Origin of the sequence: Mycobacterium sp., assembly GCF_049802695.1 — a bacterium.
Taxonomy (GTDB): domain Bacteria; phylum Actinomycetota; class Actinomycetes; order Mycobacteriales; family Mycobacteriaceae; genus Mycobacterium.
Map to the genome: position 1 here is coordinate 1 of NZ_JBARMY010000412.1, position 12,859 is coordinate 12,859.

Annotated in this window: 17 protein-coding genes and 2 tRNA genes; 12 read left to right on the forward strand and 7 right to left on the reverse strand. The window is 64.0% G+C overall.

The window, feature by feature from the left end; translation table 11 throughout:
* The first annotated feature begins 21 nt into the window (after positions 1 to 21).
* Positions 22 to 109, forward strand: a tRNA-Ser gene (locus WA317_RS16685).
* A gap of 19 nt (positions 110 to 128) precedes the next feature.
* A tRNA-Arg gene (locus WA317_RS16690) sits at positions 129 to 201 on the forward strand.
* A gap of 1 nt (position 202) precedes the next feature.
* Here the strand turns inward: WA317_RS16690 and WA317_RS16695 are convergent.
* Entirely contained in the window at positions 203 to 631 is a 429-nt protein-coding gene (locus WA317_RS16695; protein ID WP_425174084.1) for a pyridoxamine 5'-phosphate oxidase family protein, read from the reverse strand.
* Between the two features lie 192 nt (positions 632 to 823).
* Here WA317_RS16695 and WA317_RS16700 point away from each other — a divergent pair, with 192 nt between their 5' ends.
* On the forward strand, positions 824 to 1,282 hold the full coding sequence (locus WA317_RS16700) for an ester cyclase (RefSeq protein ID WP_425174085.1): 459 nt from the start codon (positions 824 to 826) through the stop codon (positions 1,280 to 1,282).
* Between the two features lie 161 nt (positions 1,283 to 1,443).
* Positions 1,444 to 1,818, forward strand: a complete 375-nt coding sequence (locus WA317_RS16705) for a VOC family protein (RefSeq protein ID WP_425174086.1) — start codon at positions 1,444 to 1,446, stop codon at positions 1,816 to 1,818.
* Between the two features lie 69 nt (positions 1,819 to 1,887).
* Here WA317_RS16705 and WA317_RS16710 read toward each other — a convergent pair whose 3' ends face one another.
* The 5 genes from WA317_RS16710 to WA317_RS16730 are packed head-to-tail and all read right to left on the reverse strand — an operon-like array spanning position 1,888 to position 6,460.
* On the reverse strand, positions 1,888 to 4,113 hold the full coding sequence (locus WA317_RS16710; protein WP_425174087.1) for a SpoIIE family protein phosphatase: 2,226 nt from the start codon (positions 4,111 to 4,113) through the stop codon (positions 1,888 to 1,890).
* Positions 4,110 to 4,739, reverse strand: a complete 630-nt coding sequence (locus tag WA317_RS16715; RefSeq protein ID WP_425174088.1) for a SpoIIE family protein phosphatase — start codon at positions 4,737 to 4,739, stop codon at positions 4,110 to 4,112. Before WA317_RS16715 ends, WA317_RS16710 begins: the two co-directional genes overlap by 4 nt.
* The gene (locus tag WA317_RS16720; RefSeq protein ID WP_425174089.1) at positions 4,729 to 5,142 is read right to left on the reverse strand and encodes an ATP-binding protein; all 414 of its coding nucleotides are present in this window, start codon (positions 5,140 to 5,142) and stop codon (positions 4,729 to 4,731) included. Before WA317_RS16720 ends, WA317_RS16715 begins: the two co-directional genes overlap by 11 nt.
* Positions 5,132 to 5,524 (reverse strand): STAS domain-containing protein, encoded by a 393-nt coding sequence (locus WA317_RS16725; protein WP_425174090.1) that lies wholly within the window; start codon positions 5,522 to 5,524, stop codon positions 5,132 to 5,134. Before WA317_RS16725 ends, WA317_RS16720 begins: the two co-directional genes overlap by 11 nt.
* A gap of 24 nt (positions 5,525 to 5,548) precedes the next feature.
* Positions 5,549 to 6,460, reverse strand: coding sequence for an STAS domain-containing protein (locus tag WA317_RS16730; protein WP_425174091.1), 912 nt, complete (start codon positions 6,458 to 6,460; stop codon positions 5,549 to 5,551).
* Positions 6,461 to 6,631: 171 nt separating this feature from the next.
* On the opposite strand from WA317_RS16730, the gene WA317_RS16735 reads away from it, so the two are divergent.
* Positions 6,632 to 6,994, forward strand: coding sequence for an STAS domain-containing protein (locus tag WA317_RS16735; protein ID WP_425174092.1), 363 nt, complete (start codon positions 6,632 to 6,634; stop codon positions 6,992 to 6,994).
* A gap of 37 nt (positions 6,995 to 7,031) precedes the next feature.
* Here the strand turns inward: WA317_RS16735 and WA317_RS16740 are convergent, their stop codons facing one another.
* Positions 7,032 to 8,036 carry a phosphotransferase family protein gene (locus WA317_RS16740; protein ID WP_425174114.1) on the reverse strand — a complete coding sequence of 335 codons (1,005 nt, stop codon included), beginning with the start codon at positions 8,034 to 8,036 and terminating at the stop codon, positions 7,032 to 7,034.
* Between the two features lie 111 nt (positions 8,037 to 8,147).
* Between WA317_RS16740 and WA317_RS16745 the strand changes: the two genes are divergently transcribed.
* The 7 genes from WA317_RS16745 to WA317_RS16775 all read left to right on the forward strand — a co-directional run bounded on the left by WA317_RS16745 (position 8,148) and on the right by WA317_RS16775 (position 12,754).
* A complete protein-coding gene (locus WA317_RS16745) occupies positions 8,148 to 9,080 on the forward strand; it encodes a class I SAM-dependent methyltransferase (protein ID WP_425174093.1) in 933 nt (310 codons plus the stop codon).
* Between the two features lie 173 nt (positions 9,081 to 9,253).
* Positions 9,254 to 9,412, forward strand: a complete 159-nt coding sequence (locus WA317_RS16750; protein ID WP_425174094.1) for a hypothetical protein — start codon at positions 9,254 to 9,256, stop codon at positions 9,410 to 9,412.
* A 336-nt stretch (positions 9,413 to 9,748) separates the two neighbouring features.
* Complete coding sequence (locus WA317_RS16755) at positions 9,749 to 10,000, forward strand: hypothetical protein (protein WP_425174095.1); 252 nt, start codon at positions 9,749 to 9,751, stop codon at positions 9,998 to 10,000.
* Complete coding sequence (locus tag WA317_RS16760; RefSeq protein ID WP_425174096.1) at positions 9,997 to 10,155, forward strand: DUF6131 family protein; 159 nt, start codon at positions 9,997 to 9,999, stop codon at positions 10,153 to 10,155. The genes WA317_RS16755 and WA317_RS16760 overlap by 4 nt, the downstream gene beginning before the upstream one ends.
* A gap of 93 nt (positions 10,156 to 10,248) precedes the next feature.
* Positions 10,249 to 10,404: a hypothetical protein gene (locus WA317_RS16765; protein WP_425174097.1), complete on the forward strand. Its 156-nt coding sequence runs from the start codon at positions 10,249 to 10,251 to the stop codon at positions 10,402 to 10,404.
* Positions 10,405 to 10,584: 180 nt separating this feature from the next.
* Positions 10,585 to 11,289, forward strand: a complete 705-nt coding sequence (locus WA317_RS16770; RefSeq protein WP_425174115.1) for a response regulator transcription factor — start codon at positions 10,585 to 10,587, stop codon at positions 11,287 to 11,289.
* Positions 11,267 to 12,754, forward strand: a complete 1,488-nt coding sequence (locus WA317_RS16775; protein WP_425174098.1) for a sensor histidine kinase — start codon at positions 11,267 to 11,269, stop codon at positions 12,752 to 12,754. Before WA317_RS16770 ends, WA317_RS16775 begins: the two co-directional genes overlap by 23 nt.
* Positions 12,755 to 12,859 lie beyond the last annotated feature (105 nt).

Consider the following 12,859-nt stretch of genomic DNA (forward strand, 5'->3'; position numbering starts at 1 on the left):
GTACCCTCGGGAAGTCCAAAAGGAGGCGTGCCAGAGCGGCCGAATGGGACTCACTGCTAATGAGTTGTCCTCTTACCGGGGACCGGAGGTTCAAATCCTCTCGCCTCCGCTGAGACAACTGAACACAGGCGCCCGTAGCTCAACGGATAGAGCATCTGACTACGGATCAGAAGGTTGGGAGTTCGAATCTCTTCGGGCGCGCTCAGATCTCGTCGGAGAAATCGGCGGTCAGCCAGCGATCCGGCCGGACGGTGATCAACACGCTGTCCGTATCCTTCATGCTCTCGACGAAAGCACGTCCACCTTCTTTGCCGAGGTAGCGGACTGCGATTTCCTCGCGGACCTCCAGCGGAGTGGGTTGGGTGGTGTCGACCACGGTGCCCTCCACGACCACATATTGGTACGGCGGCTCTTCGCGCTGGACGACGACCGTTACGGCACCGGCTCGCTCGATGAGCTTCGCCTTGCGGGACCGTGCGCCGGTGCTGATGCGGATGTGCCCGCCCGGGGTGTAGTCGTACCAGATGGGGACACTTGCCGGCGGTCGGCCATCGGTGGCCGCGACGGACAACACCGCGACGTGTTTAGCTTCGAGGAATCCCTCACGTTCCGTCTCGCTGAAAGCACTCATGTGGGCCGGAACCCCGCACGCCGGCCGGCTTATTCCCTGAGCGGGACTCGATAACAAAGCGAATCGCTCGGCCGACACTTTCCCGGCCGGCTGACGGAAGCCGCCTCAGCGCGTGTTTTCGTCGCCCCGATCCCGGGTAGTTGTCAATCGAAGTGTATTCAGGCGCAACCGATTTCGGGCGAGGAGAAATTCATGTCGACGACAGATGAGCAACACAACATCGAACTGGTCCGCGAATACATGGAAATCTCCTATTCGCCCGGCCGGGCCAGCGCACAAGCCGTCGCGCATCTGTGCGCGCCGAACAATCGTTTCATCGCACCGACCACGTTTCCCGGCGTGGCCACGCTCGAGGAATATGCGGAGGATCACGGCCGGCTGATGGAACAGGTCAACGATCTGCATATCGTCAACTTCGACGTTTCGTTCGGTTCGGGTGATCGGGTGTGTCTGCGTTACACGGCCGAGGGCAGCCACTCCGGGAAAGCACACGGCGACATTGCTCCGACCGGTCGCAAAGCCCGCTGGTCCGCGGCCGCCCTTTTTCGGGTGCAGGACGGGAAGCTTGTCGAGTTCATCAAGGATTGGAACAAGCTGTCGATGTGGGAGCAGCTCGGCTGGCCGGTCGAGGAGTGCCTGACGCAGTCTTGAATTAAGACGAAGTCGCCGATCCCTTCGCCACCAGGTGACGCCTCTCGCGACCACGACAGCGAGTAGGCGACAGCTCGCCCAGAGAGACCGTGTGCTCGTCGGTCAGTCATGCGAAACTCAGGCAAACCAATGACGATCCAGACGACCCGAAGGGTGATGCGGTGGGAAACGTTCGGTTGGGTGCGGTTGCTGTTGACTGTGCAGACCCGGCTGAGTTGAGCGACTTCTACAAGGACGTCTTAGACCTGAAGGTGATGTTCTCCTCGCCGGAGTTCGTTGCTCTGCAAGGCGCGGGCGTCCTACTGACGTTTCAACGGGTTGCCGACCATCAACGTCCCAATTGGCCGGTCGGACCGGTGCCGAAACAACTGCATTTCGAGTTGGCGGTTTCCGATCTCGACGCAGAGGAGTCGCGTCTATTGGCGCTTGGAGCAACCAAGGCTGATGTTCAGCCGCAACCGGAGAAGTGGCGGGTATTGATCGATCCGGCCGGCCATCCGTTCTGCATCAGCAGCCTGATCCCAGAGTCGGCATAATTCGGTTCAACCCGCGGCCATGACGGATAGCCATTCGGCGAACCCGGTGGTGCACGCCGCACTGCTTCGTCAGTCTGGCTGCTTGGCCATTACAGCGGGCAATTCGATGATCATCTCGACGGTCGTCCCCAATTCGGTGCCATGGAAATCGACCTCCGCGCTCACCGCCTTGATCAGCGACAGGCCACGTCCGCGAAACGTCGGGGCGGTGGACGGTACTTTCCATGAACCGCGGTCAACGATGCGGACTTGGAGCTTGCCGCTTCGTATTTCCGCCTCGATGCACAGCGGTCCGGGTTCGGTGTCGCGGTAAGCGTGCTCGATGCTGTTGGTGCACGCCTCGTCGACGGCCAAGACGACGTCGGCGATGAGTTCTTCGTCGATGTCGGCCGCCTGCAGCCAGTCGGCGATGGCGTGGCGGATGTCGTGCAGTCGGTCGGCTATTGCATCGGTTTCCACAATCAGCGGAGCCGGCGGTCGGCGGTAGACGACCATCGCCACGTCGTCGTCGTATCCCGCCGACGGAGCAAGCTCTTTGAGCACGACGTCTGCCACGGCATCGATCGGTAGCCGCATCGACTCTGCCACGACATCAGCCACACGTGTGATGCCTTCGTCGATCGGCGAGTCTCGCCGTTCGACCAGGCCGTCGGTGTACAGCAGCAGTATCGAGCCTGGCGTCAGCGTTGCCGAGGCCTGCTGGCGGGGGCGGTCGCGGTGTACGGCTAGCGGCACCGAGTGCCCATCGGTGAGCAGGGTGGGCACGGATTGCGGTGCGGCGAGCACTGCGGGCGGATGACCGGCGTTGCAGTATCGCATCAGCCCCGACTCGGTATCCAGCACCGCCAGAAAAACCGTGGTGCAGAAGGCATCCGGAATGAACGCTGCCGCGGTGTCGAGTTGCTCGAGCAACCTGGCGGGTTCCGCACCGGTCAACAGCAGCGCGCGCGCCGAGCTGCGCAACTGACCCATCACCGCCGCGGCGGGCAGGCCACGCCCCACGCAGTCACCGACGATGATGCCGATCTGGTGGTCGCCAACCGGAAGCACGTCGTACCAGTCACCGCCGATTTCCAGCGGCGAAACGGCCGGTTCGTAGCGAACGGCGAATCCTGCCGGCGGCTTCATCGAAGGAAGCATTGCCCGCTGCAGTGTCATCGAGGTCTCGCGCGCGCTTTCGAACTGGCGGACATGCTGAATCGCCAGGCTGAGGTGACCGATCAGCACCGTGATGAGCAGGCGATCCTCGGCGCTGATCCAGCGAGGTACCCGAAGTTCCAACCACAGCGCGACGTCCCCCTTGCCGGAAAGCATGGCTACGATCCCGCACGACTTGCCCGGTGTATCCGGCCACTCGACCGACTGCACCGTCAGCGGCAACTGATGGCGCGCCTCCTGAAAAGTGTTGCGCAGAAAAAGGTCCAGGTCATGCCAACTCGAGGCGGCGGCCGTACCGGCCACCTGCACTGTCGGCTCTCCAGTACTTGCCGGCCATGTCACGGCCACGACCCGCTGCACATTCAACGCAACCCGGCACTCATCGAGGGTGATCGAGAGCACTTCGGCGACGCTTCTGGCGACACCCACCGCTGTCGCCAGGCGGAGCACTGCGTTTTCCCGCGCGGCGAAAGCCCGCTCGGCGGTGACGTCGCGGAGCGTTCCGACGAAGACGCCGCGGTCTGCCCCGAGCCCGGTGACCGCGTTGACGCTCACCGCCACCCACACGAGGTGGCCGTCTCGAGCCCGGATCGGTGTCTCGTATTGGGCGCGGCCGTCACGCACCAGCCGGGATTGTTGCCGAGCTGCCGCCTGCTGATCCACCATCCACGGATGTGGCCATCGGTAGGGCAGATCCTGGGCGCCGTAACCGGTCATCTCGGCGAAGGCGGCGTTGATTTCGATGACCACACCGGTGTGGTCGGCGACGAAAAAGCCTTCTTGGAGTGAATTCACCAATGCGCTGCGGAATTCGTCACGGTCGGCGAGATCGTCGGCGCGCGCCCGCTGCTCGTTATAACGCTTTGTGCCGTCGATGAATCCGCGAGTGGCGAAGTCCAGCGCGGCCAGGGTCTGCAGCAAGAACTCCAGCGCAGCCGGTCCATCCAGGGCGGCGTTGACCGCAATCTGCTCGAGCAGCCGGAAATGGTTCTCGATAATGTCGAGCATGCTGACTTGTTCCTGCAGGGCCCGACGACCGAGTTCATGCCCGACAGCGAGGCTGTCCTCGTCCCGCGCCGATAGGTAAGCATGCAGCGCAGCGGCGTACTCGCCACGGAATTCCGCGATTTCGGTCATGGCGAAGCGCCTCGATGCCGTGCGGTGAGCACCAGCGCGTCATCCGTCCCTCTGCGATGCCGACTCAAGATTCGCTCCGCGATCAGATCGGCGGACGCGGCGAAGTCGACGCTGTCGATGTAATCATCGGTGATGCCGTCGGTGGTGATCACAAGCAGGTCGCCGGGGCGAATCGGAGTGGTCTGTACGTGAATCGTCTCTGGCAGTCGATATCCGACGATGCCGCCGCCGAGGCGCGCCGACGACCGGAGCGCGACGCCGGTGGGGGCTTTGGCGACGAGGTTGGCGGTGACGTTTCCGATCCCGGTCCAAGTCAGCAAGTCGCCTTCGAAATCGATGCGCGCGAGGGTCATTGCGCCGCCGCGGGTTTCAGTCATCGCACGATTACAGAGCTGAACCAGGACGCCCAACGGCTTGGTGGGGTTGCGACGCAGCACCTCCAGCCCACAAGCTGCCGCCCGCGCGGCGTGACTGCCGTGGCCCAGTCCGTCCAGCACACCAAACAGGACAGCGTTGCCGCTCACGTCGATTGCGACCGGCTGATCCCCGCACACCTCCTCACTCGACAGCGGCCGAGCCGCCGCCGCCCACTCGATCGGCCCGAACCGGCCGCCCTCAACTGCCATTAGGGGGAACCCATTTCCACATCTCCACCACCGTGCCGCGGCCCGGCGCGGAGTCCACGGTCAACCGATCCATCAGACGTCCCGCGCCGGGAAGTCCGAGCCCCAGGCCGCGGCCGGTCGAATATCCGTCCTCGAGCGCTCTTTCGATGTTGGCGATGCCCGGCCCGTCGTCTTCTGCGCGCACCACCAACGCTTTTCGGCCATCGCGGTCTTGCAACGCAATCCGGACGGCTCCTCGACCGGCATAGCTGGTGATGTTCCGGGCTATTTCCGAGATCGCCGTGGCGATCATCGTGACATCCGTCAGCGAGAACCCGAGATCACGCGCCAGTTGGTGGCCCGCGTAGCGCGCGGCGACGATATCGTCGGAGTTCATGACGTCAACGACGATGTCATCCGCCACTGTCGCCACCGACCGTCGGGGACTTGTCCAGTCGCAGTTGCTTGTTAAGCAGTGCCAGGCCCTCTTCCAAGTCGAGCGCGGTGTGCATGTCGTCGAATGCGAGCCCGAGTTGAACCATCGCGAAGGCGACTTCCGGTTGCAGACCCACGATCACGGTGACGGCCCCGCGCAGCCGAGTCATCCGTGCGATTGTCTGCAGTGACCGGGCAGCGAACGAATCCAGCACGTCGATGGCCGTGACGTCGAGGATGATGCCCAGGGCGCGGGATTGCGTCACCCGGGCCATCAGGCGCTCGCGGAACAAATCGGTCTCAGAGTCGGTCAAAGCAGAGCGCACCGTGGCGATCAGTATCTGGCCCTGCTTGAGAATTGGTACCGGCATGGAACGTGTGCGATCGCCGAAGGCTCAGCTGGACTGTTCGCCGGCGCGGGTCACCTCGTAACCCAGCAAGTGCTCCGCCTCCTCGATGCCGCCCTGCAGGTCACCGACCGCGTTCATCTTCGACAAGTCCAGCCCGATCGTCACCAGCGTCAGCGCGATTTCGGAGGACAAACCGGTGATGATGACGCTCGCACCCATCAGACCCGACGCGTCGACCGTCTGCACCAAGTGGTTCGCGACCGTCGAATCGATGGTGGGCACACCCGTGATGTCGATGACCACCACCTTCGCGCGATTAGCGCGGATAGCCCTGAGCAATTGTTCGGTGACCTGTCGCGCGCGCTGGCTGTCCAAGACGCCGATGATCGGCAAGATCAACAACTGTTCACGCACTTGCAGCACCGGCGTGGACAGCTCCCGGATGGCCTCCTGCTGCTGGCGGATGATCCGTTCACGCTCCTGCACGAAGCTGACGGCGACCGTGTTGGCGATTCGGTTGGCTGCCGGCTCGTAGGCGTCGAGCACCCGATTGAGCATCTCGAAATCGGCTTGATACTTCTCGAACAGCGACCGTGCCAGCACGTCGCGCAGCAACAACACAATTCCGACCACCTCGTCGGTCTCGACGCCGCGGGGGATGATGCGCTCGGACAGGTCGCGCGCATAGGCCTGCAGGGCTTCGACACTACCGGTCTCAAGCACCTCGACATAGTTGTCGTAGACCGCGGTCGCCTCGGAGAACAATTCGTCCGGCGTCATCGCGGTGAGCAACTTCGCCTCGGTGATCCGACGTGCCCACTCCTCGCGCAGGGCGGTCCGGTTCCGCCTCAGATGCTGGACCAGCTGCGGCAGCAAACCTTCGCTCGAGACGCTCGAGACGCTCGGAACCTGGGTAACGGCGCTGGTGGCCGTCAGATCTGTCGTCAAATCGGACATGTGACCTCCAAGACGCGCTCATACCCTGCGGAATGCACCGGTCTTGCGCCCAAGACTAGCTTGCCGCCGGTGCAGAAAACGTTGAAGTATGATTTCCTCAGCCTGCACCGCGGGCGAGCCCACCCCTGCGTCCGTGGTCTGAAGCACAGATTGCCAAATGGAGGACAGCTGTTGTCACCTGCGGATGCAATCACTACCTCAGTGACTAACCGCGATGGCGTGGCCGTTGTCACGGTCAGCGGCGAGATCGATCTGAAAACCGCCCCCACCTTCGAGTCCGCGATCACCACCGCCCTCGAGGAGGCTCCGACAGTGCTCGTCGTCGAGCTGTCGGCCGTGGATTTCATGGCCTCGGTCGGCCTTCGGATCTTGGCGGCGGCGCGCGAGCGACTGGACGAGGCGGTGCGGGTCGTGATCGTGGCGAATAATCCGGCGACGCGCAGGCCGATTCAACTGACCGGCTTGGACCAGATGTTCTCGCTGTACCGCACTCTCGGCGACGCGTTGACGGCGGTGGGGTCCACCGCCGACTGAGCCGCACAGCGCGACCGTGACGGCCGGTCAGGCCGGGTCAGCTGAGCGTTGCACTGTCCATCAATATCTGCGCCTGCTCGAACAGCCGCAGGGTGGCCGCGTGCAGCTGGTCGCCGACCTCCCTGGGGGCTTTCCCGGCGCACGCTCTGGCCAGCGTGCCCTCGATCACGATGCCGAGCTTGAAGCAGGCCAACACGGTGTACCAGGTGATGTGCGACAGATCGCGGCTGGTGTTGCGGGCATACCGATCAAGCAGGTCTTCAGTGTCGGCCAATCCGCCCTTCTCGGTCAGCGTGTGGCCGAACACGCTCGATCCGTCGGACTGCCGCCAGGTGGCCAGCAGCCACCCCAAGTCCAGCAACGGGTCACCGATCGTGGACATCTCCCAATCGACGATGGCGACCACCTCCGGCCCCGTCCGGGAAAACATCACGTTGGCCGCGTGATAATCGCCGTGCATGATGCCCGGTGTCCAGGAGTCGGGCCGGCCCAGCTCGAGCCACTTGGCCACGTCGTCAAGCCCGGGGATCTCCGGCCCGGGATAGTTTTCGAACTCACGGTACGAGTCGAGCTCTGAAAGCCAACGTGGCACTTGGCGTTCCAGGAAGCCCGTCGGCTTGCCGAAATCGGCGAGCCCTACCGAAACATGATCGACAGCACCCAGTCTGGCCAGCGCATCTGCCATCGACAATCCCATCCCGAACCGCACATCAGGATCACTGGCATGCAGTGGCGGCAGTTCTTCGCCGGCGTTGAACCCGTCTACGGGTTCCATCAGGTAGAAGACCGCCTCGCCCAACACCGCCGGGTCGTCGCAGGTCGCGATCAGTCGCGGATGCGGCACGTCGCTTCCGGCCAGCGCGGCCAGCACCCGGGTCTCTCGCAAGATCACGTTGTTGCTGCGCGGGCGTAAGTGCAGCGGTCCACGCCGCAACACGTACTCCCGGCCGGACCTGGTGAACCGCAGCATGACGTTCTGCGTTCCGCCGCTGATGGTGCGAACGTCTTCCAGCGGGCCCTCGCCCAGACCCTGCCGGGACATCCAATCAGCCACCGCATGCAGGTTTTCCACTCCGGTGAACCTACTCGGGCGACTCACAGCTTCCGCGGGTACTGTCCCAACCGGCTTGGCCGCTACGTGAGGGAACTGAGGATGCAACGCACCGACAACGATTCCTGGAATATCACCGAAAGCGTGGGCGCCACCGCGCTGGGCGTGGCCGCAGCGCGCGCGGCTGAGACCGAGAGCTCACACCCGCTGATCCACGATCCGTTTGCCCGTAGCTTCCTCGAGGCGGCGGGTGAGGGCATGTGGAACCTGTACCTCGATCCGTCGCTGCACGACCAGCTGGACCCGGATCTGAAGGCGCAGGTCCGTGCCATGACTGACTTCATGGCCGTGCGCACCGCCTTCTTCGACGAATTCTTCATGGCTGCCGCAAATGACGGCGTCAAACAAGTGGTGATCCTCGCGGCTGGTCTGGATGCGCGGGCCTGGCGGTTGCCGTGGCCCGACGGCACCACCGTCTACGAGCTCGACCAGCCGAAGGTGCTCGACTTCAAGTCCGCCACTTTGGGCAAACAAGGGGCAGCACCTGCGGCGAGACTGGTGAACGTTGCCGTCGATCTTCGGCAGGACTGGCCGAAAGCGCTGCAGGATGCGGGTTTTGACGCGGCACAACCAAGCGCATGGTCCGCTGAGGGACTGCTTCGCTACCTGCCGGCGCAAGCTCAGGACCTGTTGTTCGAGCGCATCAACGGGTTGAGCCCGGCGGGATCCTGGCTCGCCACCAATACGCCCAGCAGGGAAGCTATCGACCCAGACCGTCTGACGCGCCAACGTGAGCAGATGCAGCGACTTCGCGCGGCCGCGGCCCGGCTGACCAACTCTGCGATGCCCGACGTCGAGGGACTCTGGTATCCCGAGGAACGAACCGATGTGCCGGATTGGCTGCGAGACCACGGCTGGGCGGTTTCGTCGGCGACCATGGCCGAGATGCTGGCTCGATACGATCGCGTCGTCCCCGACGAAGACGTAGCGCCGCCAACGGTTTTCGTGTCGGCGGAGCGGTCATCTTCCTTCTGAGTCGTCGTCCTTACCCCGCCGGAACGACGCGACGTCGTGTCTCTTTACGGCATATGCCGGACATTGCTGGGATCTGGTTCGGCTGGGATGTCTCGTTTCGGCGTGCGTGACCACGGGTAGGCAACCGGGACAGCTTGCCGCGCTTTTCGCGGCAGCAACGAAGGAGGCGACCAATGGTCGACGCAGCACCAAGCCAGACCGCGGAGCCGGGCACGCCAGCAGAGCCGCCCGAACGATTGACACCGGCTGAGCAGCCGGAGCGGCTCACACCGTCGGAGGCGCCGGAGCGGCTCACACCGGCAGAGCCGCCCGCCCAGGAACCGCCGGGTTAACGCCACCGTGCGCCACGACTTCATACAAATCCTGCGAAACGGAGACTGAACATGCGCGCCGAAGAGGGCGACGAATCGATCAAAGATTACGCTAAGGAAGCTCGCGAGACGCAAGGGAAAGTGGGCGGCCGGGGCTTGTCACTGCCGCGAAAAATACTCCGGCTTTTTGGATTAGGGCAGGGTGACGGCGGCAGCCAGCAGGGACACCGTTAGAGCGCAATCAAATAACTTTTAGGGCAACCGCCGAGTCAAACCGCACACTATTTGTCATGTTTGGAATATGGTCCAAAGGGTACGAACCCTTCTACTGATCGTGCGGACGCTACGGAGGTCACGATGCGATATGGCGGAGTTATCGGCGCGATTGTTTTGGTGTGGCTTCTGATTGGGGTGTTAGCGCTGTGGCAGCGTGGCTATTTCAAGACTGGCGACGCAAACTGCACCACGGCGGTCAACGTCGCTCTCACAGTAGTCGCCGGGCCGTTGAATTACGCGGGCGTCAATCCGCAAGTCGGTTGTGACCTGCCACAACCCAGCTCGATGCCGGCTCTCAACACCGAATCGCTTCTCTTGGTGGAGGCGTCGTGATCGGCGTCGGTGTCATCCTCATCATCTTGGGCCTGGTGTTCAAAGCCATCAAGTGGCTCTTCGTGCTCGGCGTCGTGTTGCTGGTCATGGGTGCCGTGTTCTGGATTCTGGGCAGAGTCGGCCAGCCGGTCGGCGGCCGACGCCACTGGTACTGAGTGAACTGGTGTGGCCGTGAAACGGCCTGACGGTCAACGATTCAGGCGGGCGTAAGTCATCGAAATCGAACGCACAACAGAAAAGGAGTCGTCATGATCGTTCTCGGCATCATCTTGCTCGTGCTCGGGATTGTCCTGAAGATCAGTGTGCTGTACACGATCGGCATCATCTTGCTGGTCATCGGGGCGATCCTGTGGATCCTCGGCGCGGTCGGTCGTCCCGTCGCCGGCAGACGTTACTGGTTCTAGCGCTCGCCCGGACTGCTCAGCGCGGGCGGAAACCGGTCGGCGGCACCGCCGGTGATGTCGCCGCAGCTCTCACAGCGCGCGCATAGGAATGGCACAGCGCCGGCCCATCGGCCAGCGGATACTGAAGGTGTGACTCGGTCGAATACTTCGGTGTCCAACAATTCCGTTGAGCGTGTCGTGATGCGCAGAGCGGACGGTGATCCCATCAACGTGCTGGTGGTCGACGACGAAGCCGTTCTCGCCGAAATGGTGTCCATGGCGCTGCGATATGAAGGCTGGAACATCGCAACCGCCGCGGACGGATCATCGGCCATCGCCGCGGCCCGCGCACAGCGGCCCGATGTCGTCGTGCTGGATGTGATGCTGCCCGACATGAGCGGCCTGGAAGTGCTGCACAAACTGCGCGAACAAACTCCCCAGTTGCCGGTGCTGCTGCTGACGGCAAAAGACGCCGTCGAAGACCGCATCGCCGGGCTGACCGCCGGTGGCGACGACTACGTCACAAAGCCGTTCAGCATCGAAGAGGTGGTGTTGCGGCTGCGCGCACTGTTACGCCGCACCGGCGTGACGACGGTAGACAGCGGCGCGCAGATCGTCGTCGGCGACCTGGTGCTCGACGAGGACAGCCACGAGGTCACCAGAGCCGGAGAGCAGATTTCACTGACGTCCACCGAGTTCGAGTTACTGCGGTTCATGATGCGCAACTCCAAGCGTGTGCTCAGCAAGGCGCAGATATTGGACCGGGTCTGGAGTTATGACTTCGGCGGCCGGTCCAACATCGTCGAACTGTATATCTCCTACCTTCGTAAAAAAATTGACAACGGGCGCGAACCCATGATCCACACCTTGCGCGGCGCCGGCTATGTCCTCAAGCCCGCCCGCTAACGCGCGGCGGGCGTGGTCGCTGCGGCTCCGGCTGCTGGTCGGCCAGGTTGTCTTGTTGGCGATCGTCTGCGTCGGCATCGCCTCGGTGACCGGTGCGGCGCTGTACCACCATTTGGTGGCGCAGCTCGACCGGCAGCTCGCCGACGCCTCGCACCGTTCGTCATCGATCTACGGGCAGCCGCCGGTGCCCTGGCGGCATCTGCGTCCCCTGCCACCTGGTCCGGGCCCGCGGTTCCTTGACGCCCCGGGTCAGCCGGCCGGCATGGTCGCGGCCATCGTGAGCAGCGGCACGACGATCGAGGCCGGCTATTTGACGAGCACTGGTTCGCGTGCCGCCCTGACCGACGCCGCCACGGATCAGCTGCAGGCCATTGCCAACGACCACACGCCCGAAACGCGTGACCTGGACGGCCTCGGCCGTTACCGGGTGATCTCCCGTCCTGCGCACCGCGACGGGGATGTCATCGTCACCGGCCTGTCGATGGCCGACGTCGACGCCACCATGATTCGGGTCCTGCTGATCTTCGGCGTGGTCACCGTCGTCGCCCTGGCCGCCGCCACCACAGCCGGTCTGGTGATCATCCGGCGCGCGCTGGAGCCACTGCGCCGGGTCGCGCAAACCGCCGGCGAGGTCGTGAATCTGCCGTTGGACCGTGGCGAGGTCGCGTTGCCGGTAAGGGTGCCCGAGTCGGACGCCAACCCCACCACCGAGGTGGGCCAGCTCGGGTCGGCGGTCAATCGCATGCTCGACCACATCGCGGCTGCGTTGTCGACTCGGCAGGCCAGCGAAACCCGGGTGCGCCAGTTCGTCGCCGATGCCAGCCACGAGCTGCGCACACCGCTGGCCGCGATCCGCGGCTACACCGAACTGGCCCAGAGGATGCAGAACGACGCCGAGGCGGTGGCCCACGCGATGAGCCGGGTGCGTTCAGAGACTGAGCGGATGACCCATTTGGTCGAAGACCTGTTGCTGCTCGCGCGGCTGGACTCCGGCCGGCCGTTGGAACGCGAACCGGTGGATCTGTCGCGGGTGGCGGTCGACGCGGTCAGCGACGCGCATGTGGCCGGCCCGGATCACCAGTGGGAGCTGGACCTGCCGCCCGAGCCGGTCGTCGTCCCCGGCGACCCGGCACGGCTGCACCAGGTGGTGACCAACCTGCTGGCCAACGCCCGCATCCACACCGGGCCGGGAACCGTGGTGACGACCCGGCTCACCACCGACACCACCCACACGGAGCTCAGCGTGATCGACAACGGTCCGGGCATCCCGCAGAAGCTGCAGTCGGAGATGTTCGAGCGCTTCGCCCGCGGTGACACCTCTCGCTCCCGCAAGGGCGGCAGCACCGGGCTCGGACTGGCGATCGTGTCGGCGGTGGTCAAAGCGCACGACGGCGCCATCGCAGTGCACAGCGAACCCGGCCACACCGACTTCACCGTCCGATTACCGCTAACGACCGACGCTTAGCTACTACACCGGGCTCCCTACCCAGGTCGGCAACACAACTGGCGTAGCGGGCTACGCTAGGCCTTCGGGCGCTTCGTCGGGTTTAAGCTGCTTGGATTCCTGGAA

What these genes read in the sequence shown, in the direction of transcription:
- WA317_RS16695 (WP_425174084.1), bottom strand. Translation starts at nt 631, where the DNA reads ATGAGTGCTTTCAGCGAGACGGAACGTGAGGGATTCCTCGAAGCTAAA.
- WA317_RS16700 (WP_425174085.1), top strand. Translation starts at nt 824, where the DNA reads ATGTCGACGACAGATGAGCAACACAACATCGAACTGGTCCGCGAATAC.
- WA317_RS16710 (WP_425174087.1), bottom strand. Translation starts at nt 4,113, where the DNA reads ATGACCGAAATCGCGGAATTCCGTGGCGAGTACGCCGCTGCGCTGCAT.
- WA317_RS16715 (WP_425174088.1), bottom strand. Translation starts at nt 4,739, where the DNA reads ATGGCAGTTGAGGGCGGCCGGTTCGGGCCGATCGAGTGGGCGGCGGCG.
- WA317_RS16725 (WP_425174090.1), bottom strand. Translation starts at nt 5,524, where the DNA reads ATGCCGGTACCAATTCTCAAGCAGGGCCAGATACTGATCGCCACGGTG.
- WA317_RS16730 (WP_425174091.1), bottom strand. Translation starts at nt 6,460, where the DNA reads ATGTCCGATTTGACGACAGATCTGACGGCCACCAGCGCCGTTACCCAG.
- WA317_RS16740 (WP_425174114.1), bottom strand. Translation starts at nt 8,036, where the DNA reads ATGTCCCGGCAGGGTCTGGGCGAGGGCCCGCTGGAAGACGTTCGCACC.
- WA317_RS16745 (WP_425174093.1), top strand. Translation starts at nt 8,148, where the DNA reads ATGCAACGCACCGACAACGATTCCTGGAATATCACCGAAAGCGTGGGC.
- WA317_RS16750 (WP_425174094.1), top strand. Translation starts at nt 9,254, where the DNA reads ATGGTCGACGCAGCACCAAGCCAGACCGCGGAGCCGGGCACGCCAGCA.
- WA317_RS16755 (WP_425174095.1), top strand. Translation starts at nt 9,749, where the DNA reads ATGCGATATGGCGGAGTTATCGGCGCGATTGTTTTGGTGTGGCTTCTG.
- WA317_RS16765 (WP_425174097.1), top strand. Translation starts at nt 10,249, where the DNA reads ATGATCGTTCTCGGCATCATCTTGCTCGTGCTCGGGATTGTCCTGAAG.
- WA317_RS16770 (WP_425174115.1), top strand. Translation starts at nt 10,585, where the DNA reads ATGCGCAGAGCGGACGGTGATCCCATCAACGTGCTGGTGGTCGACGAC.
- WA317_RS16775 (WP_425174098.1), top strand. Translation starts at nt 11,267, where the DNA reads ATGTCCTCAAGCCCGCCCGCTAACGCGCGGCGGGCGTGGTCGCTGCGG.